Origin of the sequence: Streptomyces sp. NPDC059455, from assembly GCF_042750115.1 — a bacterium.
In the GTDB taxonomy this organism is placed as follows: Bacteria; Actinomycetota; Actinomycetes; order Streptomycetales; family Streptomycetaceae; genus Streptomyces; species Streptomyces endocoffeicus.
In genome coordinates this window covers 19,227-36,951 of sequence record NZ_JBHYVB010000050.1, presented here as the reverse complement: position 1 = coordinate 36,951, position 17,725 = coordinate 19,227, and the positions used below count along the sequence as shown (strand labels likewise).

The window sequence follows — 17,725 nt, the reverse complement described above, 5'->3', positions numbered from 1 at the left end:
AGTCGCCTCAGCCGCCTCAGCAGAGCCCGGCGCAGAGCGCGCCGCAGGGGCCGGGTCAAAGCCCACCGCAGAGCCCACCGCCCGGTCCGTACGGGCAGGTGCCGCCCCAGACCCAGCCGCCCCAGGTCCAGCCGCCGCAGACCCAGCCGCCGCAGGTCCAGCCGTCCCAGCACAATCCGTACGCCCAGCCGACGATGCCTTCCATCCCGCTGGGCGGCGGCTACGGCCCGATGGGCGCACCGGGCACGCCTCCCGGGGTGCCTCCCATGGGCCCCGGGGGCGGGGCCGGGGGTGGCGGCAAGGGCTGGCTGTGGGGCCTGGGCGGGGTCGTCGTCGCCTCGGCGGTCTGGGCCGGGGTGCTGTTCGCCACGGGAGGCTTCGACGGGAGCGAGGCGGAGGCCGATCTCGCGGGCTACCGCTATACGACCAATCTGTGCGGCTCGACGGACTCCCATGCCTTTGAGGCCTCCGGGTACGAGCAGAAGGACGAGAGCGGCTCGACGTCGAACCCCCAGCACAGTAGCTCCGAGAACCCCGCGCTGGACTCGATGACCTGCAACATCGACTTCGAGCCGAGCGGCGCGAGCACCAGCGACTACTCCTCGGTGTGGCTCTACACAACGGCGTCGCTGCACAAGAAGACCGACCCCGGCCCCGAGTTCGAGGCCCAGTACCGGGCGTACGAGGACCAGAAGACGTCCACCTACAGCTATCAGGTGAGCCCGGTCAGGGGGCTGGGCGAAGAGGCGTATGTGGTGAGGCAGGAGAGCAAGAGCAGCACCTCCAACACCGGCGCCTATGTGATCCTCGCCGTGCGGGACGGCTGGATGACCTATCAGTCGACCTGGTCGGAGTATGTGTCGACCTCGTCCAGCGCCTCGGCCAAGACCCCGGAAGAGGCCACCGAGATGCTCAAGAAGAGCGCGAAGGCGACGCTGGAGAAGATGAAGGGGTAAGGAAGCCACACACAGCGATCACATTCACCGATCAGGGTGCGCGACGGGCCCGACGCCCGGCCAACGCCCGGGGCCCGGGCCCGGGGCCCGGCCTTCGGTTAGCGGCGGGCCCGGCTTGCGGTCAGCGGCGCCCTGCGCGGGCGGCTCGGGCGATCGTGACGACGGCCTTCTCCAGGGCGTACTCCGGATCGTCCCCGCCGCCCTTGACCCCCGCGTCGGCCTCGGCGACGGCGCGCAGCGCGATCGCCACGCCGTCCGCCGACCAGCCGCGCATCTGCTGCCGCACCCGGTCGATCTTCCACGGCGGCATGCCCAGCTCACGGGCGAGGTCGCCGGGCCGGGCACCGCGCGGCGCGGAGGCCAGCTTGCCGATGGAGCGGACGCCCTGGGCCAGGGCACTGGTGATCAGCACCGGCGGCACTCCGGTGGAGACGGCCCAGCGCAGCGCCTCCAGCGCCTCGGCCGCGCGGCCCTCGACGGCGCGGTCGGCGACGGTGAAGCTGGACGCCTCGGCACGGCCGGTGTAGTAGCGGGCGACGACGGCCTCGTCGATCGTGCCCTCGACATCGGCCACGAGCTGGGAGACCGCGCTGGCCAGCTCGCGCAGATCGCTCCCGATGGCGTCGACCAGGGCCTGGCAGGCCTCGGGGGTGGCGGACCGGCCGGTGGCGCGGAACTCCGACCGTACGAACGCCAGCCGGTCGGCCGGCTTGGTCATCTTCGGGCAGGCGACCTCGCGCGCCCCTGCTTTACGGGCGGCGTCGAGCAGCCCCTTGCCCTTGGCCCCGCCCGCGTGCAGCAGCACCAGGGTGATCTCCTCGGCGGGGGTGCCGAGGTAGCCCTTCACGTCCTTGATCGTGTCGGCCGACAGATCCTGTGCGTTGCGCACCACCACGACCTTGCGCTCCGCGAAGAGCGAGGGGCTGGTCAGCTCGGCAAGGGTGCCGGGCTGGAGCGCGTCGGGCATGAGGTCGCGCACATCGGTGTCGGGGTCGGCCGCGCGGGCGGCCACCACCACCTGCTGCACGGCGCGGTCGAGCAGCAGCTCCTCCTGGCCCACGGCGAGGGTCACCGGGGCGAGGGGATCGTCGGACGTCGTCTTCCTGGCCATCGCGGTCCAGCATCCCACGGACCACCGACAGCCCCGCCGCCCGGATGTCCGACAATGCTCCGGTGATCGATGAAGGACCGACCGGCGCCCCGCACTCCCCGCACGCCCGGCACATCCTGGTGCTCCCCGACCGCGACGCGGCGGAGGAGGTGGCCCAGGCCCTCCCCGAGCGCTTCGGCATCACCCAGGAGCCCCAGCTGGTGCGGGACGCCCTGGCGGGCGAGGACGACGCCGAGGACGCCCAGTGGCTGGTGGTGATCGAGGACCCGGCCGGCCGGGTGGACCCGACGGCGCTGGACGCGCTCGCGGACGAGTACGACGGCTGGCTGGAGGCCGAATAGCGTCCGGGACTAGGGTCCTGACCAACCGTGGTCACGGAAGAGGGGGCTCCAAGGATGAGCGGGACTGTGACGGCAGTCAGCAGCAACGGCGAGTACTCGTTCACCAAGCCGAACCGGGACAGCATCACCCTGCTCACCGGCCTCGGCGTCGAGGGCGACGTCCACGCGGGCGTGACGGTCAAACACCGCTCCCGAGTCGCCCAGGACCCCACCCAGCCGAATCTGCGCCAGGTCCACCTCATCCACGAAGAACTCTTCGCGGAGGTCGGTGCGGAGGGCTTCCAGGTCCTGCCCGGTGACCTCGGTGAGAACATCACCACCCGCGGCATCGACCTGCTCGCCCTCCCCGTCGGCACCCTGCTGCGCATCGGCGACGAGGCAGTGCTGGAGGTCACCGGCCTGCGCAACCCCTGTCTGCAGATCGACCACTTCCAGAACGGCCTCCTGAAGCAGGTCGTCGGCCGTGACGAGGCCGGAAACATCATCCGCAAGGCCGGAGTCATGAGCATCGTGCGGGAGGGCGGCACCGTCCGTCCGGGCGACCTGATCCAAGCCGAACTCCCCGCCGAACCCCACCGCCTCCTGGACCGCGTCTGAGGGCGGCCCCTGTCGCGATGAGTTCCGGCCGGGCCGGGAGTCTCATCTGGTGACCGTCGTAGAACGCCGTACGACGCCGCCCGGTACGAGACACCTCGGAGGACACCATGACGGCCACACCGGACCCGACCACCACGCTGCCCGGCCGCCCGCCCGTGGTCGACCTGGCCACCTGGCAGGCCGCCCGTGACGAACTGCTGGTCCGCGAGAAGGCCCACACCCGCGAGGGCGACGCCATCGCCGCGGCCCGCCGCCGGCTGCCGATGGTGGAGTTCGACGGAACGGTCGAGGTCGTCGGCCCCGACGGCCCGGTCCCGTTCCTGGACCTGTTCCAGGGCCGCGACGAGCTCGTGGTCTACAAGCACATGTGGTATGACGGCGCGCCGCACCAGGGGCAGTGCGAGGGCTGCACCACCACGGCCTGGCATCTGAAGGAAGCGGACTACCTCAATGCGCGCGGCGTCTCGTTCGCCGTCCTGACCACGGGCCGCTGGGACGAGGTGGCCTCCTTCGTCGAGTTCATGGGCTACACCCAGCCCTGGTACTCGGTGCGCGACGTGGACGGGCCGGCCGGCGGCCACATGGGTTATCTCACCTGCTACCTGCGCGACGGCGACCGCGTGTTCCTCACCTACTCCACGACGGGCCGCGGCAACGAGCGGGTCAACGGGTCCCTCGGTCTGCTCGACATGACGCCCTACGGCCGCGGCGAGGCGTGGGAGGACAACCCCGAGGGCCGGTCCGAGGGGCGCGACCCGTGCTGGTCCTGGCGCTCGGACGCGGACGGGAACGCCACCTGGGGCCCGACCAGCCGCCCCGTGCCGCAGTGGACCCGCCCCGGCGCGACCCCCGTGGAGACCCTCGGCCGCCGCGGCCACCACCACTGACTGACGCGTGCCGCGGACATGAGTGAGGCGCCGGGGCCGAGGGGAAGACCTCTGGCGCCCCACTCCCGGCCGAAACCGCCCAGTCGTCACGTAGTCGGGGTGTTTCAGGCGGACCGTCACGCAGCCCCTCCTCGGCCGCCGAGGACCGCGCGCAGACCCCGGTCGCGCGTGACCGCGATGGGCCCGTCGGTGTCGGTGCGCAGTACGGCGGCGCCCTGGGCGCGTAGGGAGGCGATGGTGCGGGGCGAGGGGTGGCCGTAGGGGTTGTCGGCGCCGCAGGAGATCAGGGCCAGGCGGGGGCTGAGGCGCCGGAGCAGCTGTGGGTCCTGGTAGGCCGAGCCATGGTGGGCGACCTTGAGAACGTCGATCCCGGGAAGGGCCGGGTGCGCCGTCAGCAGGGCTTGCTGGGCGGGGGGTTCGAGGTCGCCCAGGAGGAGGAGGGTCAGGCCGGCCGTGCGGACGAGGAGGGTGACGCTCGCGTCGTTCGGGCCCTCGGTCGCGGCCGGGGCGGGTGGCTGAGCGGGCCAGAGGACCTGCCAGGACAGCGGGCCGAAGCGTCGTCGTTCCCCTGGCCGCGCCGGGATGACCGGGATATGCGCCGACTGGGCCGCGCGGCGTACGGACTCCGCCTGGCCCGGTGGTTCTTCCAGGGCGGTCGTTTCGATCGCGCCGACCGCGCGGCCGCGTAACGCACCGGTCAGCCCGGCCACGTGATCAGCGTGAAAGTGGGTCAGGATCAGGAGCGGGATCCGGACGACGCCCAGGGAACGCAGGCAGTGGTCGACGGCTCGTGGCTCGGGGCCGGTGTCCACGACGACGGCCGTGCCGGGGCCCGCGGCCAGGACCAGGGCGTCGCCTTGTCCGACATCGCACGCCACCATCCGCCAACCGGGCGGCGGCCAGCCGGTGATGACCCGGGCCAGAGGTGCCGGGCGTACGACGGCCAGCAGCACCAGTAACGCGCATACGGCACACAGCAGGTGGTGGCGCAGCAGTCGGCGGCCCGCGAGGACCAAGGCCAGCGTCACGGCGGCCAGCAGGAGCGCGCCGGTCCAGCCGTCCGGCCAGTCCGCCTCGGCCCCGGGTAGTGCCGCGCCGGTCCGGGCCACCTGGGCGATCCACTCGGCGGGCCAGCCCGCCGGCCAGGCGATCCACTGGGCGAGCGGCGGTGCGACGGCGGCTGCCGCGAGCGCGGCGAAGCCGAGGGTGGTGGCGGGGGCCACCGCCACCTCGGCGATGAGGTTGCACGGGATGGCGACCAGGCTCACTCGCGCGGCCATCACCACGACGACCGGTGCGCAGACCGCCTGGGCCGCGGCGGCGGCCGCCAGCGCCTCGGCCACTCGGGGCGGTACACCACGGCGCTGGAGGGCCGCGCTCCATCCCGGCGCGATGGTGAGCAGTGCGCCGGTGGCCAGCACGGAGAGCAGGAAGCCATAGCTCCGGGCCAGCCAGGGGTCGTAGAGCACCAGTGCGAGGACGGCGGCGGCCAGGGCCGGAAGCAGGGAGCGGCGGCGGCCGGTGCCGAGGGCGAGCAGCGTGATCAGCCCGCAGGCGGCGGCGCGCAGCACACTGGGCTCGGGTCTGCAGACGATGACGAAGGCGAGCGTGAGCCCGCCGCCGAGGAGGGCGGTGGTCCGCAGCCGGATGCCGAGCGCGCCCGCGAGACCGCGCCGCTCGGCCCGCCCGGCCAGCTGCGGCGGACCCGTGAGCAGTGCGAGCACCAGCGTCAGATTGCTGCCGGAGACGGCCATGAGGTGCAGCATGTCCGTGGCCCGGAACGCCTCGTCCAGTTCGGGCGGCACCCGTGAGGTGTCCCCCACGACCAGCGCCGGGAGCAGCGCTCGCGCGTCCGGGGAGAGTCCGTCGGTCGCGGTGCGCAGCCCGGCGCGCAGCCGCCCGGCGAACCGCTGGATCGCGCTGGGCGGACCCGTGACCCTCGGGGGCCCACCGCTTGCACGCACTACGGCCGCGATCCGGTCCCCGCCGCGCAGCGGCGGCGCCAGGCGGCCGTGGACGCGCAGACGTGTGGACGGCAGCAGCCCGAGCCAGGCCGTCCGCTCCTTGCCGGACCTGGGGTGGACCGTGACCAGGACGGGGGTGCGGGTGGTGGTCGTGGTGCCGCGAGGGCCCGTGACCCGGTGGGCCTCCGCCTCCAGGACCACGGACGCCGGCGCGAGCGCCGCGCCCCGCACCCGTGGCCGGGTGAGCCGTGGGTCCCCCGTAACCGTCACCTCGGCGGTGGCCTCCGCGTACTCCCGGGCAAGGGCGGGGACGGGGCCGCGATGTACATCCGCCCCGTGCAGCCCGGCGACCGCCCCCGCGGCGGCCCCGCACAACAGCGATGCCGCCGCCGCTCCCGCCATACGGCGCCCACGCCAGGCGACAGCGCGTGGCGGTGAAGTGGCTTGCCTCCCCGACAGGTTGAGGCCTTCCGGGTGCGGTGCCGACGAGGGCGGGTCCGGTCTGCGTCGGGGGCGGGGCGGGCCGTGGCGTCGGCCGTCCGGTGTCGGGGCTCGTCGGCGGGTCCGGAGGAGCAGGGCCGCCGCCACGAGGGTGGCTGCTGTGCAGGCGAGGGCCACCGTTAGGGGCGGTGCGTCCAGGGCCAGTGCCGCGGCTGCCCAGGCGGCCAGGGCCGGGGGTACCAGGCGAAGGTCGGGTGGGCCCTCCTGGCGTGGGTGTGACGCGCCGCGCGGGGACGCCGCCGCGGCATGGACCGGGGCGCGGGTGCGCGGGGGCCGCTCGGACGTCATGGCTGGACCAGCGGGCGCAGGTCGGCGAACCGGCGCTCGCCGATGCCGTTCACCTCGCGGAGTTCATCGATGGAGCGGAAACCTCCGTGCTGGGTGCGGTAGTCGATGATGTGCCGGGCCAGGACGGGGCCGACTCCCGGGAGGGTGTCGAGCTGTTCGGCGGTCGCGGAGTTGAGGCTGATCGAGCCACCGGGCGCCCCCGGCCCGGCCGGTGCGTTGGGTGCGTTCGAGCCACTGACGGCCGCGCCCGGTGCCGGTGGTCCGGTCGCGGGGGCGCCGACCACGATCTGTTCCCCGTCCACCAGCGGGCGGGCCCGGTTCAGCCCGCTCAGGTCGGCGCCCGGCCGTACCCCGCCCGCCGCTTCCAGCGCGTCGGCGACCCTCGCCCCGGGCGGCAGTTTGCGCAGGCCGGGGCGGCGGACCTTGCCCGTCACATCCACCACGACCGTCCGGCCGCCGCCGGATGCGGTGAGCTGCCCGCCCGGCGTGGGGCCGGGTTCGGAGGGTGCGGCGCGCGGGGGCTCCGGGTCCGGGGCACGCACGGTCTGGGGACGGCCGGTCCAGAAGTGGTAGGCCGCGAAGGCCACCGCGGTGAGCAGGGCGACCGCCAGGGCGGCGACCGTCTTCAGCTCCATGCCGCAGCGCAGCTGAAGCCACACAGGCAGCCGCTCGCGCAGGGCCAGCCCTGCCCGGTCGCGTTTGCGCAGCGGAGCGTTCTCGGGCTCGTTCTCAGGCCCCTCGTGCCCCTCGTGCCCCTCGCGCCCCTCCTCCTGCCCCTCCTCCTGCCCCTCCTCGTGCCCGTCCTCGGGCGGCTTCTCGTTCCGTACCTCCTCCGCCGCCACAGCCGACCCCGCGACGCCCTTCGGTCCGTCCCTGCTGCCCAGAGCGATGGACCCGACCGCCGCCGGGGACGCCCGAGGCGCCGACGAGGCCGTGGCGAAGAGCGCCGCCGCGCGGCTCGCGCGTGAAGGTGCGGCGGGGTCCGTCTGGCGGTGGACGCTGCGGTGGCGGCTTCCGGCGCTGACCAGACCCGTGCCGGACGGCGAGCGCGGGTGGCGGCCCGCCCCGCCGTCGCGATGGCGGCCGCGCCCCGGCCCCGTGGTTACTGTGCGTGATCGTGACCTCATGCCACCTGACGGTAGGCACATGGAGCCGATCGCGCTGGTCCGCATCAATTTCCGGGGATAACCCCCGCGTGTGGACAACTCCGTCACCCCGCCGGGTGAAGAGCCTCCCCCACCCTCCGCTATCGCGGAGAGACCACCGCCCCCAGCAGCCCCGGCCCGGTGTGCGCCCCGATCACCGCGCCCACCTCGCTCACATACAGCTCCGCCAGCCCCGGCACCCGCTCCCGCAGCCGCTCCGCGAGCGCCGCCGCCCGTTCGCCCGCCGCCAGGTGCTGCACCGCGATGTCCACCGGGCTCCGGCCGGCCCGCTCCACCACGATCTCCTCGAGCCGGGCGATGGCCTTCGAGGCGGTGCGGACCTTCTCCCGCAGCTCGATCCGCCCCTCGTCGAGCTGGAGCAGCGGTTTGACCGCGAGCGCCGAGCCGAGCAGGGCCTGGGCCGCGCCGATGCGGCCGCCGCGCCGGAGATAGTCGAGGGTGTCGACGTAGAAGTAGGCGGCCGTGCTGTCGGCCCGCTTCTCCGCCGCCGCCACGGCCTCGTCCAGCGTGCCGCCGCCCTCCGCCGTCTCGGCCGCCGCCAGCGCGCAGAAGCCGAGCGCCATCGCGACCATTCCGCTGTCCACCACCCGCACCGGAACGGGCGCGTCCTGCGCCGCGAGCGCCGCCGCGTCGTAGGTGCCGGAGAACTCGGCCGACAGATGCAGGGAGACGATGCCCGTCGCGCCCTCCTCGGCGGCGGCCCGATAGGCGGCCGCGAACATCTCCGGACTGGGCCGGGATGTCGTCACCGGCTTCCGCTTCTGCAGCGCCTGCGCGAGGGACCGGGCCGAGATCTCGGTGCCCTCCTCCAGGGCCCGGTCTCCGAGCACCACCGTCAGCGGCACGGCGGTGATGCGGTGCCGCTCCATCGCATCCTGCGGCAAGTACGCCGTGGAATCGGTCACGATCGCGACATGGCGGGACATGACTGGGAGGTTATCGGGGGATGGCGCCTGCCGACAGCGCGACCCCACCGGATGATCAATTGCCTTGCCGATCATGCCCTGTTCAGACGTGACTCAGATCCTGTTCTCAGACCGGGTTCGTTCCGGGAGGTTCGGGGTTTCGGGGGGGGCGGGGTTCGGGGTTTCGGGGGGTTCGGGGTTTGGGGGTCTCAGGCCGTGTTCTCGGGACGGGGAGACTTCTGCCAGGGCTTCTGCCACGCCTGGGGCTCCGTATTCGGCCTCGCCCCGAGCGGCGGCCGAGGCGGCTCCGGCTCCTGCCCCGCCTCAGGCCCAGGGCGCACCCCCGCCTCGGGCCCAGGTCGTGAACCCGCCTCGGGCGCCGCCAGCGACTCGTCCGGCTCCACCGCAGTCCAGTGCCGCAGCGCCCCCGCCTCCATCTCGATCTCGCGGCCCAGCGAGTCCAGATCGTCGTGCGCCATTCGATGCGTCCGCTCCTGCACCGCCCAGCGCAGCGAGTCGGCCGAATGGGTGATCCGCTGCGTACGCTCCCGCATCTCGGGCAGCAGGGCGGCGAGCCGGGACCTGTCGGGCTCCTGCTCCAGCCGCTTCAGGTCCGCTTCCAGGTCCAGCGCATGGCTGCTCAGCCGCTGGAACAGGCCCAACGACTCCGACAGGGACCGGTCTTGCGGGGCGGCCGCCTGCAGCGCCTGCCCGGTGGCGCGCATCGAGCCGCGCAGGGAGAGCCGCAGCTGGGCGAGCTCGCCGGCCGCGCCCGGCTGGGCGAGCTGCCGGGCCCGGAGTCTGGTCTCCTCCACCGTGACACGGGCCTGGTGCACCGTACGGTCGATACCGCGCTTGGCCGCCCTGACCGCGCGAACGGCCCCATAGACCCCCGCCAGCATGATCAGGACGAAAAGCGTCAACAGGATCCAGATGGCTTCCATGGCGCTCCTTGGGGCGGCGGTCACGGCACGGTGGCGGTCGTCCTCTCAGCGTAAACGCGCCGAGCGGGTCAGAGGTTCCTGACGAACCCCCAACCCGCCCACACGTGCAAAGCCGATCAGGCCGGAACGATGTTCACCAGCTTCGGCGCCCGCACGATGACCTTACGGATGCCCGCGCCGTTCAGCGCCGCCACGACCGCCGGGTCACCCACCGCCAGCGCCTCCAGCTCCTCGTCCGAGACCGAGGGCGCGACCTCCAGCCGGGCCTTGACCTTGCCCTTGACCTGCACCACACAGGTGACGGTCTCGTCCACGACGTACTCCGGATCGGCGACCGGGAAGGACTCATGGACGACCGATCCGGAGTGGCCCAGCCTGCGCCACAGCTCCTCCGCGACATGCGGGGCCAGCGGCGAGATCAGCAGCACCAGCCCCTCGGCCACCGAGCGGGGCACCTGGCGCACCTTGGTGACGTGGTTGTTCAGCTCGGTGATCTTGGCGATGGCGGTGTTGAAGCGCAGGCCCTCCATGTCCTGCCGGACGCCGTCGATCGCCTTGTGCAGGGCGCGCAGCGTCGCCTCGTCGGGCGCGGTGTCGACGACGGTGACCTCTCCGGTGCCCTCGTCGACGACATTGCGCCACAGCCGCTGCAGCAGCCGGTACTGGCCGACGACCGCGCGGGTGTCCCAGGGCCGCGAAACGTCCAGCGGGCCCATGGCCATCTCGTACAGCCGCAGCGTGTCGGCCCCGTACTCGGCGCAGATCTCGTCCGGCGTGACGGCGTTCTTCAGGGACTTGCCCATCTTGCCCAGCAGCCGGGAGACCTTCTCGCCGTTGTACCAGTAGGCCCCGTCCCGCTCCTCGACCTCGGCGGCCGGGACGGCGATTCCGCGGCTGTCCCGGTAGACATACGCCTGGATCATGCCCTGGTTGTACAGCTTGTGGAACGGCTCGACCGAGGAGACATGCCCCAGGTCGAACAGCACCTTGGACCAGAACCGGGCGTACAGCAGATGCAGCACCGCGTGCTCGGCGCCGCCCACGTACAGGTCGACACCGCCGTGCGGCTGCCCCTCGCGCGGCCCCATCCAGTAGCGCTCGGCCTCCGGGTCGACCAGTCGCTCGCTGTTGTGCGGGTCCAGGTAGCGCAGTTCGTACCAGCAGGAGCCGGCCCAGTTGGGCATGGTGTTGGTCTCGCGGCGGAACGGCCGCGGCCCGCGGCCGTCGCCCAGGTCCAGCACCACGTTGACCCACTCCTCGTTCCGGGACAGCGGGGTCTCCGGGGAGGTGTCGGAGTCGTCCGGGTCGAAGGTGCGCGGCGAGTAGTCCTCGACCTCGGGCAGCTCCAGGGGCAGCATCGACTCGGGCAGGGAGTGGGCCACGCCCTCCTCGTCGTAGACGATCGGGAAGGGCTCGCCCCAGTAGCGCTGCCGACTGAACAGCCAGTCGCGCAGCCGGTAGTTGACGGTGCCCTCGCCGATGGAGCGGGACTCCAGCCACTCGGTGATGCGCGCCTTGGCCTCGACGACGCCCAGCCCGTCCAGCGATACGGACTCCCCCGTCGAGTTGACGATCTTCGCGTCGTACGAGGCGAAGGCGTCGTCCCAGGTGGACGGGTCGGTGCCGCGATCGTCCGAGGGCTCGACGACACAGCGCATGGGCAGCTCGAAGGCGCGGGCGAAGGCGAAGTCACGGCTGTCGTGGGCCGGGACGGCCATGATCGCGCCGGTGCCGTAGCCCATCAGGACGTAGTCGGCGATGAAGACCGGCACCCGCTCACCGCTGACCGGGTTGACGGCGTACGCGCCGGTGAAGACGCCGGTCTTCTCCTTGGCCTCGGCCTGCCGCTCGACGTCGGACTTGGCCGCGGCCTGCTTGCGGTAGGCGTCGACGGCCTCAGCCGGGGTGGGGTGGCCGCCGGTCCAGACGTCGTGGGTGCCCTCGGGCCAGGCGGCCGGGACGATCTCGTCCACCAGGCCGTGCTCGGGCGCCAGGACCATGTAGGTGGCGCCGAACAGGGTGTCCTGGCGGGTGGTGAAGATCGTGATCTTGGCGTCGGGGTGCTCGGCCACCGGGAAGTCGACCCGGGCGCCCTCGCTGCGGCCGATCCAGTTGCGCTGCTGCAGTTTGATGGCCTCGGGCCAGTCCAGCTCGTCCAGGTCGTCCAGCAGCCGGTCGGCGTAGGCGGTGATGCGCATGTTCCACTGGCGCAGCTTGGCCTTGAAGACCGGGAAGTTGCCGCGCTCGGAGCGGCCGTCCGCGGTGACCTCCTCGTTGGCCAGCACGGTGCCCAGGCCGGGGCACCAGTTGACGGGCGCGTCCGAGGCGTAGGCCAGGCGGTAGTCGCCCAGGATGTCGGCGCGCTCGGACTCGGTCAGCTCGGCCCAGGGGCGGCCGTCGGGGGTGGGGCGCTCACCGGAGGCGAACTGCTCGACCAGGGTGTCGATGGGGCGCGCCGTCTTCGCCTCCGGGTCGTACCAGGAGTTGAAGATCTGCAGGAAGATCCACTGGGTCCACTTGTAGTAGTCCGGGTCGATCGTCGCGAACGAGCGGCGCTTGTCGTGGCCCAGGCCCAGCCGGCGCAGCTGCCGCCGCATGTTCTCGATGTTGGCCTCGGTGCTGACCCGCGGGTGGGTGCCGGTCTGCACCGCGTACTGCTCGGCGGGCAGGCCGAAGGCGTCGAAGCCCAGGGTGTGCAGGACGTTGTGGCCCGTCATGCGGTGGTAGCGGGCGAACACATCGGTGGCGATGTAGCCCAGTGGATGGCCCACGTGCAGTCCCGCACCCGAGGGGTACGGGAACATGTCCATGACGAACTTCTTGGGCCGGGCGACGGCCTCGGCGTCGCCGGCCAGGTCGCCGCTCGGATTGGGCGCCTCATACGTGCCGTGCGCGTCCCAGAAGTCCTGCCAGCGGGCTTCGACGTCGGCGGCCAGGGCGGCCGTGTAGCGGTGCGGCGCGGCCACCTCGGCCGCGGCATTGGTCTCGCTCATGGTCCTCAAAGCTCCATCGGTCGTCTCTGCCTGCGGCAACGCAGCGGATCCCTGCTTCCGAAACAAAAAGACCCCTCGCACAGGAGGGGACGCCGCGCTGATACCGACCGGAGCTGTACTCGGTCGATACTGATCAGCGCGGCCCGCTAAGCAGAAGGCGTACGGCACGCATGGGGCCAGGTTACCGCAGGGCGCGGACGGGCCGCACGGAGGCGGTGGCCCTCGTCACGCGACGCGAAAGGCGGGCCGCCCCTACGGACGACCCGCCTCCTCGATGTGGAGCTAAGGAGAATTGAACTCCTGACCTCCTGCATGCCATGCAGGCGCTCTACCAACTGAGCTATAGCCCCAGGTTTCGCTCCGCCCGGTTTCCCCGGCGGCGACGCCTACATTACACGGACGCCCCGGCCTTCCGCCAAATCGATTGGCCGGAGGCCGGAGCAGATCCCCGTTACGCCGTCGCGAACGAATAGAAACGCTTCAGCGTGCAGTGCTCGTCGAGGAGCCGGCCGTAGATCGGCTCCCCTTCGAGCTCACGGTAGGTCTCGATGGGATCGCCCCTGATGATCAGCGCCCGCGCGCACTCCGCACACCAGTACTGGTAGTCGGAGTTGAGCGGCTCCATGTCGCGGACGATCGGTGTGCCGGTGCCGCACCAGTCGCACTTCCGGCTGTGGGCTCCCATCTCACTCAGCTCCAGCTATGGCCGCAGGCCGTACACACGTAGGAAACACCGCCGTTGTCACCGAGGACCTGTGCCACATGTCCGGAGCCGCAGGACGGGCACACGATGCCCGCTCGTGCCCTGCGGGACGGGTCCTCGATCGCATCGAGGATGCTGGTCGGCATCCCACCTGCCCTCCCCATCGGACGTGTCGGCCCCATCCCCCTCCGGCCGTCCGATTCTGCCATGGGACGACGCGCAGGTCAGCGGAGATGCCCCACTCGTCTCACCAGACTCATCAGTGCTCCGCACAGCGCGGCCCCGGCCAAGGCGACGCAGGTCACCCACAGGGCCTCCGCGGAGGCACCCGCACTGGGCACCGTATCGTCCGCCGCGCTCAGGAACACCGCCCCGAAGACCGCGACGCCGGTGAGCAGGCCGAGTTGAGCCGCTGTCACCAGCACCCCGCTGGCGTCCGCCGCGTCCTGCTGCCTTACGGTCGCCAACGTCCGCGTGAGCAGGGGACTGTAGGCCAGCGAGAGCCCCGCGCCGGAAGCCGTAAGGGCGACGAGGAGCCATGGGCCGCCGTCCGTGCCGTCGCGCAGGGCCAGGCCGGCTCCGGCGAACGAGACGGCCGCCAGCAGGAATCCGCCCGGGACCGTGGCGGCATGCCAGCGGGCGGGCAGCCGCTGCCAGTTGAGGCCCACGACGCCGAACGCGACCGCCGTGGGGACGAAGGTCAGCCCCGCCCGCAGCGGGCTGTAGCCGAGCCCGCCCTGCACATGCAGGGTCAGGGCGAACAGGAACCCCGCGTTGGCCGCCATCCCCAGGGTGATACGGATCACCGCGCGCGGTATCCCCGGCGCCCGCGCCACCCTGGGGGAGATCAGCGGCGCACCGCCGCGCCGGGCCAGCCGGGTCTCGTACGCGGCGAAGAGCGCCACCAGGACCGCGCTCAGCCCGAGCACGATCCAGCACCACAGCGGCCAGCCCCGCTCCTGCCCGAGCACCAGCGGCACCGTGAACAGCAGCACGGCGGCCGCGAGCAGCACCAGACCGGGCAGGTCCAGGCCGCTCCGGCGGACGGCCGCGCCCTCCCCGCGAGGGCGCGGGGCCTCGGCCGGGAGCAGGGCCTCGGCCGGGCGCGACGGGTCGGCCGGGTCGTGCAGCAGCCGGGGGCCGAGGGCCAGCAGCGCGAGCCCGATCGGCACGTTCACCAGGAAGACCGGGCGCCAGCCGGAGCCGAGCAGATCGGCCTCGACCAGCAGCCCGCCCAGGATCTGTCCGCCGGCGGCGCCGGAGGCCAGCACCGCGGAGTACGCGCCCAGCGCCCGTGCCCGCGAACCGCCCGTGAACGTCCGCTGGATCAGGCTCAGCACCTGCGGCAGCATCAGCGCGGCACCCGCGCCCTGGACGAACCGGAAGGCGATCAGCTGTCCGGTGGTGGCGGCGAGCCCGCAGGCCAGCGAGGCGCCAGTGAAGACCGCGAGTCCGGTCAGGAACATCCGCCGGTGGCCGACCAGGGCACCCAGCCGCGCGCCGGTGATCAGCAGCACGGCGTAGGAGACGGTGTAGCCCGCGATGACGAGCTGCAGCCCGGCGCCGGAGGCGTGCAGATCGGCGCGCACGGTCGGGGCGGCGATGTTGACGATGAAGACGTCGAGGACGGCCATGAGCTGGCCGGTGAGAACGATCGCGAGCAGCCAGCCGGGGCGCGGACGGCGCGGGGAGGCAGGGCGCCGCGCGGTCCGGTGGTCGGCGGCCGAGCCGCCATGGGCCCGGTTGTCAGTGGCCTCGCCTTTACTGGATCCACCGAGGTCTCCCGTCGGAGGAAGGGTGGTCGGGGTGGTGTGTCTCATGGATCGAGCCTGTGGCCGGGCGGATACAGGTAACGAGAGCCCGCCGATGCTGGTAGCGGCAGCACCTGGCAGCCGCCCGCCGCCCCCGGGAGCATGGGGCCGTACGGCTCGGCGGGGGACCGGCCGTGCGGCCCGACGGCACGGGGAACGGGGAGAGCGACGATGACCGCGAACACTCGGCGCAGACGGCCCGAGCTGGCCGCCTTCCTGCGCAACCGCCGTGCCCGGGTGACCCCCGCCGACGTGGGCATGGCGCCCGGTCTGCGGCGCCGCACCCCGGGGCTGCGCCGCGAGGAGGTCGCCCAGCTCTCCGGCGTCGGCGTGACCTGGTACACCTGGCTGGAGCAGGGCCGCCCGATCAACGCCAGCGTGCAGGTGCTGGACGCGGTCGCGCGCACCCTGCGGCTGGACCAGACCGAGCGCGAGCACCTCTACCACCTGGCCGAGGTGCCGTATGTGCCCGGCCGGGAGCGCGATCCGCGCAGCGTGAGCCCGGAGGTGCAGGGCATCATCGACGCGCTCGACCCGCTCCCGGCGGTGGTCTACAACGCCCGCTACGACGTCCTGGCCGCCAATGCCGCGTACGGCGGTCTGTTCCCGGAGATGCTGCTCTCCGCCGCCGCCGAGCGGAACGCCCTGTGGCAGCTGTTCGTGGCCCGCCGCTGCTGTGCCCCCTATGTGAACCTCGACGAGGAGCTGCCGCTCTTGGTGGCCACGTTGCGCGGCGGGTACGGACGCCATGTGGGCGAGCCCGCCTGGGAGGACTTCATCGCCCGGCTGCTGGAGGCCAGCGACGACTTCGCCCGGCTGTGGCGGAGCGGGGACGTGGCGCCGCCGGGCTCCCGGATCAAGGTGGTGCGGCACGCCTCGGTCGGCGAGATCCGGCTGACCTCGACCTCGATGCAGGTCAGCGGGGTGCCGGAGACCCGGATCGTGGTCTACACGCCCTGCGACGAGGAGAGCCGCGACCATGTGCGGCGGGTGCGCCTCCTGCACGACCCGCTGATCGGCTGCACGATGCACGCCAAGCCGCTCTCCGCACTGCGGGAGGAAAGAGCCGCGGCGGAGACCCGGGCCGGAAGCGGTGCGGAAAGCAGCGATCCCGCCTCCCTGTGAGGGAGACGGGATCCTGGTCCTGTGGAGCTAAGGAGAATTGAACTCCTGACCTCCTGCATGCCATGCAGGCGCTCTACCAACTGAGCTATAGCCCCGCTCTTCTCCGCGCCGGAGCGCTTCGAACGAGAAGGAGCATAGCCGGTGACCTGCCGGGAAAGGAAATCCGCTCAGTCGTCGTCGCCGAGCACCGGCTCGGGCAGCGATCCGGCGTTGTGCTCCAGGAGCCGCCAGCCCCGCGCACCCTCGCCCAGCACGGACCAGCAGCAGTTGGACAGGCCGCCCAGCGCCTCCCAGGTGCGGGGCTCCAGGCCGAGCAGCCGGCCGATGGTGGTGCGGATCGTGCCGCCGTGGCTGACCACCACGAGCGTGCCGTCGTCCGGCAGCTTGTCGGCGCTCTCGAGCACCACCGGCGCCGCCCGGTCGGCGACCTCGGTCTCCAGCTCACCGCCGCCGCGCCGGATCGGCTCCCCACGCTTCCACGCCGCGTACTCCTCGCCGAAGCGCTCGATGATCTCCTCGTGGGTCAGCCCCTGCCACTTGCCCGCGTAGGTCTCCCGCAGACCCGCGTCATGCGCGATCGACAGCCCCGTGACGTCGGACAGCTCGGCGGCCGTGGCCCCCGCCCGCTTCAGATCGGAGGCGATGATCGCGTCCGGCTTCAGGGCGGCCAGCAGCCGGGCCGCGCGGCGCGCCTGCGCGACACCGGTGTCGGTGAGCTCGATGTCCAGGGAGCCCTGGAAACGGCGTTCTATGTTCCAGGCCGTCTGGCCGTGGCGCCACAGGACGATGCGGCGGCCACGGGCGCCTTGGGTGCCGTTCAGCTCAGCTCACCGCCCGCGCCGCCGTCCGGGCCCTGCGCCTGCGCGTACTCCTGCGCCTTGCCGCGGGTGGCCTCGGCGTCGGCCGGGAGCTCCAGCTGCGGGCAGTCCTTCCAGAGCCGCTCCAGGGCGTAGAACACCCGCTCCTCGCTGTGCTGGACGTGCACCACGATGTCCACGTAGTCCAGCAGCACCCAGCGGGCCTCACGGTCGCCCTCGCGACGCACCGGCTTGGCGTCCAGGTCCTTGTTCAGCCGCTCCTCGATCTCGTCGACGATCGACTTGACCTGGCGGTCGTTGGGCGCCGAGGCCAGCAGGAAGGCGTCGGTGATGGAGAGCACATCGCTGACGTCGTACGCGATGATGTCGTGCGCGAGCTTGTCGGCGGCCGCCTGGGCGGCGGCGTTGATGAGCTCGAGGGAGCGGTCCGTGGCGGTCACAGGCAAGGCTTTCGGTCGGTGGTACCTCGAAGGTTTGGCTCCCCCCAGGGTCTCACGCCCCACTGTCACGGCGGGGGGGGGGGGCAAACCCCCCCCCCGGCCCCCGCCCCCGCCCCCCCCGCGCGCGGGTAGGCGGCGCGCGGGCGGACCGATTTTCGAGGGGGGGGCGCCCCCC

15 protein-coding genes and 2 tRNA genes are annotated in these 17,725 nt (G+C 72.7%); 5 read left to right on the top strand and 12 right to left on the bottom strand.

From position 1 onward, the window contains the following. Nucleotides 1–98 precede the first annotated feature (98 nt). The gene (locus ACFXB5_RS19765) at nucleotides 99–956 is read left to right on the top strand and encodes a hypothetical protein (protein WP_385209426.1); all 858 of its coding nucleotides are present in this window, start codon (nucleotides 99–101) and stop codon (nucleotides 954–956) included. A 121-nt stretch (nucleotides 957–1,077) separates the two neighbouring features. Here ACFXB5_RS19765 and holA read toward each other — a convergent pair whose 3' ends face one another. After that, nucleotides 1,078–2,067, bottom strand: a complete 990-nt coding sequence (holA, locus tag ACFXB5_RS19760) for a DNA polymerase III subunit delta (protein ID WP_385209424.1) — start codon at nucleotides 2,065–2,067, stop codon at nucleotides 1,078–1,080. Between the two features lie 44 nt (nucleotides 2,068–2,111). Between holA and ACFXB5_RS19755 the strand changes: the two genes are divergently transcribed. The 3 genes from ACFXB5_RS19755 (at nucleotide 2,112) to ACFXB5_RS19745 (ending at nucleotide 3,892) form a co-directional block, all read left to right on the top strand. Then, nucleotides 2,112–2,408 carry a hypothetical protein gene (locus ACFXB5_RS19755; RefSeq protein ID WP_385209423.1) on the top strand — a complete coding sequence of 99 codons (297 nt, stop codon included), beginning with the start codon at nucleotides 2,112–2,114 and terminating at the stop codon, nucleotides 2,406–2,408. Between the two features lie 54 nt (nucleotides 2,409–2,462). Beyond that, nucleotides 2,463–3,005 (top strand): MOSC domain-containing protein, encoded by a 543-nt coding sequence (locus tag ACFXB5_RS19750; protein WP_385209420.1) that lies wholly within the window; start codon nucleotides 2,463–2,465, stop codon nucleotides 3,003–3,005. A gap of 107 nt (nucleotides 3,006–3,112) precedes the next feature. Beyond that, nucleotides 3,113–3,892 (top strand): DUF899 family protein, encoded by a 780-nt coding sequence (locus tag ACFXB5_RS19745; RefSeq protein WP_385209418.1) that lies wholly within the window; start codon nucleotides 3,113–3,115, stop codon nucleotides 3,890–3,892. 116 nt (nucleotides 3,893–4,008) lie between these two features. Here the strand turns inward: ACFXB5_RS19745 and ACFXB5_RS19740 are convergent, their stop codons facing one another. The 8 genes from ACFXB5_RS19740 to ACFXB5_RS19705 form a co-directional block, all read right to left on the bottom strand. Beyond that, nucleotides 4,009–6,258, bottom strand: coding sequence for a ComEC/Rec2 family competence protein (locus ACFXB5_RS19740; RefSeq protein WP_385209415.1), 2,250 nt, complete (start codon nucleotides 6,256–6,258; stop codon nucleotides 4,009–4,011). Nucleotides 6,259–6,641: 383 nt separating this feature from the next. Next, nucleotides 6,642–7,772 (bottom strand): helix-hairpin-helix domain-containing protein, encoded by a 1,131-nt coding sequence (locus ACFXB5_RS19735; protein ID WP_385209412.1) that lies wholly within the window; start codon nucleotides 7,770–7,772, stop codon nucleotides 6,642–6,644. A 119-nt stretch (nucleotides 7,773–7,891) separates the two neighbouring features. Continuing rightward, a complete protein-coding gene (locus ACFXB5_RS19730; RefSeq protein ID WP_385209411.1) occupies nucleotides 7,892–8,737 on the bottom strand; it encodes a DegV family protein in 846 nt (281 codons plus the stop codon). Between the two features lie 188 nt (nucleotides 8,738–8,925). Further along, entirely contained in the window at nucleotides 8,926–9,660 is a 735-nt protein-coding gene (locus tag ACFXB5_RS19725) for a hypothetical protein (RefSeq protein WP_385209409.1), read from the bottom strand. Between the two features lie 116 nt (nucleotides 9,661–9,776). Beyond that, the gene (gene leuS / locus ACFXB5_RS19720) at nucleotides 9,777–12,653 is read right to left on the bottom strand and encodes a leucine--tRNA ligase (RefSeq protein WP_385209407.1); all 2,877 of its coding nucleotides are present in this window, start codon (nucleotides 12,651–12,653) and stop codon (nucleotides 9,777–9,779) included. A 277-nt stretch (nucleotides 12,654–12,930) separates the two neighbouring features. Continuing rightward, a tRNA-Ala gene (locus ACFXB5_RS19715) sits at nucleotides 12,931–13,003 on the bottom strand. 101 nt (nucleotides 13,004–13,104) lie between these two features. Next, a complete protein-coding gene (locus ACFXB5_RS19710; protein WP_030835565.1) occupies nucleotides 13,105–13,338 on the bottom strand; it encodes a hypothetical protein in 234 nt (77 codons plus the stop codon). 242 nt (nucleotides 13,339–13,580) lie between these two features. Next, entirely contained in the window at nucleotides 13,581–15,176 is a 1,596-nt protein-coding gene (locus ACFXB5_RS19705) for an MFS transporter (RefSeq protein WP_385209404.1), read from the bottom strand. A gap of 162 nt (nucleotides 15,177–15,338) precedes the next feature. On the opposite strand from ACFXB5_RS19705, the gene ACFXB5_RS19700 reads away from it, so the two are divergent. Beyond that, nucleotides 15,339–16,292 carry a helix-turn-helix transcriptional regulator gene (locus ACFXB5_RS19700; protein WP_385209401.1) on the top strand — a complete coding sequence of 318 codons (954 nt, stop codon included), beginning with the start codon at nucleotides 15,339–15,341 and terminating at the stop codon, nucleotides 16,290–16,292. Between the two features lie 22 nt (nucleotides 16,293–16,314). Here the strand turns inward: ACFXB5_RS19700 and ACFXB5_RS19695 are convergent. The 3 genes from ACFXB5_RS19695 to rsfS form a co-directional block, all read right to left on the bottom strand. Further along, nucleotides 16,315–16,387: transfer RNA gene (locus tag ACFXB5_RS19695), tRNA-Ala, on the bottom strand. Nucleotides 16,388–16,459: 72 nt separating this feature from the next. Further along, nucleotides 16,460–17,113 (bottom strand): histidine phosphatase family protein, encoded by a 654-nt coding sequence (locus ACFXB5_RS19690; protein WP_385209474.1) that lies wholly within the window; start codon nucleotides 17,111–17,113, stop codon nucleotides 16,460–16,462. After that, on the bottom strand, nucleotides 17,110–17,550 hold the full coding sequence (gene rsfS, locus ACFXB5_RS19685) for a ribosome silencing factor (RefSeq protein ID WP_164429537.1): 441 nt from the start codon (nucleotides 17,548–17,550) through the stop codon (nucleotides 17,110–17,112). The genes ACFXB5_RS19690 and rsfS overlap by 4 nt, the downstream gene beginning before the upstream one ends. Nucleotides 17,551–17,725: the final 175 nt, after the last annotated feature.

Excerpts from the sequence above, each read along its gene's own strand:
- holA (WP_385209424.1), bottom strand. The coding sequence starts at position 2,067 with ATGGCCAGGAAGACGACGTCCGACGATCCCCTCGCCCCGGTGACCCTC.
- ACFXB5_RS19755 (WP_385209423.1), top strand. The coding sequence starts at position 2,112 with ATGTCCGACAATGCTCCGGTGATCGATGAAGGACCGACCGGCGCCCCG.
- ACFXB5_RS19750 (WP_385209420.1), top strand. The coding sequence starts at position 2,463 with ATGAGCGGGACTGTGACGGCAGTCAGCAGCAACGGCGAGTACTCGTTC.
- ACFXB5_RS19745 (WP_385209418.1), top strand. The coding sequence starts at position 3,113 with ATGACGGCCACACCGGACCCGACCACCACGCTGCCCGGCCGCCCGCCC.
- ACFXB5_RS19740 (WP_385209415.1), bottom strand. The coding sequence starts at position 6,258 with ATGGCGGGAGCGGCGGCGGCATCGCTGTTGTGCGGGGCCGCCGCGGGG.
- ACFXB5_RS19735 (WP_385209412.1), bottom strand. The coding sequence starts at position 7,772 with ATGAGGTCACGATCACGCACAGTAACCACGGGGCCGGGGCGCGGCCGC.
- ACFXB5_RS19730 (WP_385209411.1), bottom strand. The coding sequence starts at position 8,737 with ATGTCCCGCCATGTCGCGATCGTGACCGATTCCACGGCGTACTTGCCG.
- ACFXB5_RS19725 (WP_385209409.1), bottom strand. The coding sequence starts at position 9,660 with ATGGAAGCCATCTGGATCCTGTTGACGCTTTTCGTCCTGATCATGCTG.
- leuS (WP_385209407.1), bottom strand. The coding sequence starts at position 12,653 with ATGAGCGAGACCAATGCCGCGGCCGAGGTGGCCGCGCCGCACCGCTAC.
- ACFXB5_RS19710 (WP_030835565.1), bottom strand. The coding sequence starts at position 13,338 with ATGGGAGCCCACAGCCGGAAGTGCGACTGGTGCGGCACCGGCACACCG.
- ACFXB5_RS19705 (WP_385209404.1), bottom strand. The coding sequence starts at position 15,176 with ATGAGACACACCACCCCGACCACCCTTCCTCCGACGGGAGACCTCGGT.
- ACFXB5_RS19700 (WP_385209401.1), top strand. The coding sequence starts at position 15,339 with ATGACCGCGAACACTCGGCGCAGACGGCCCGAGCTGGCCGCCTTCCTG.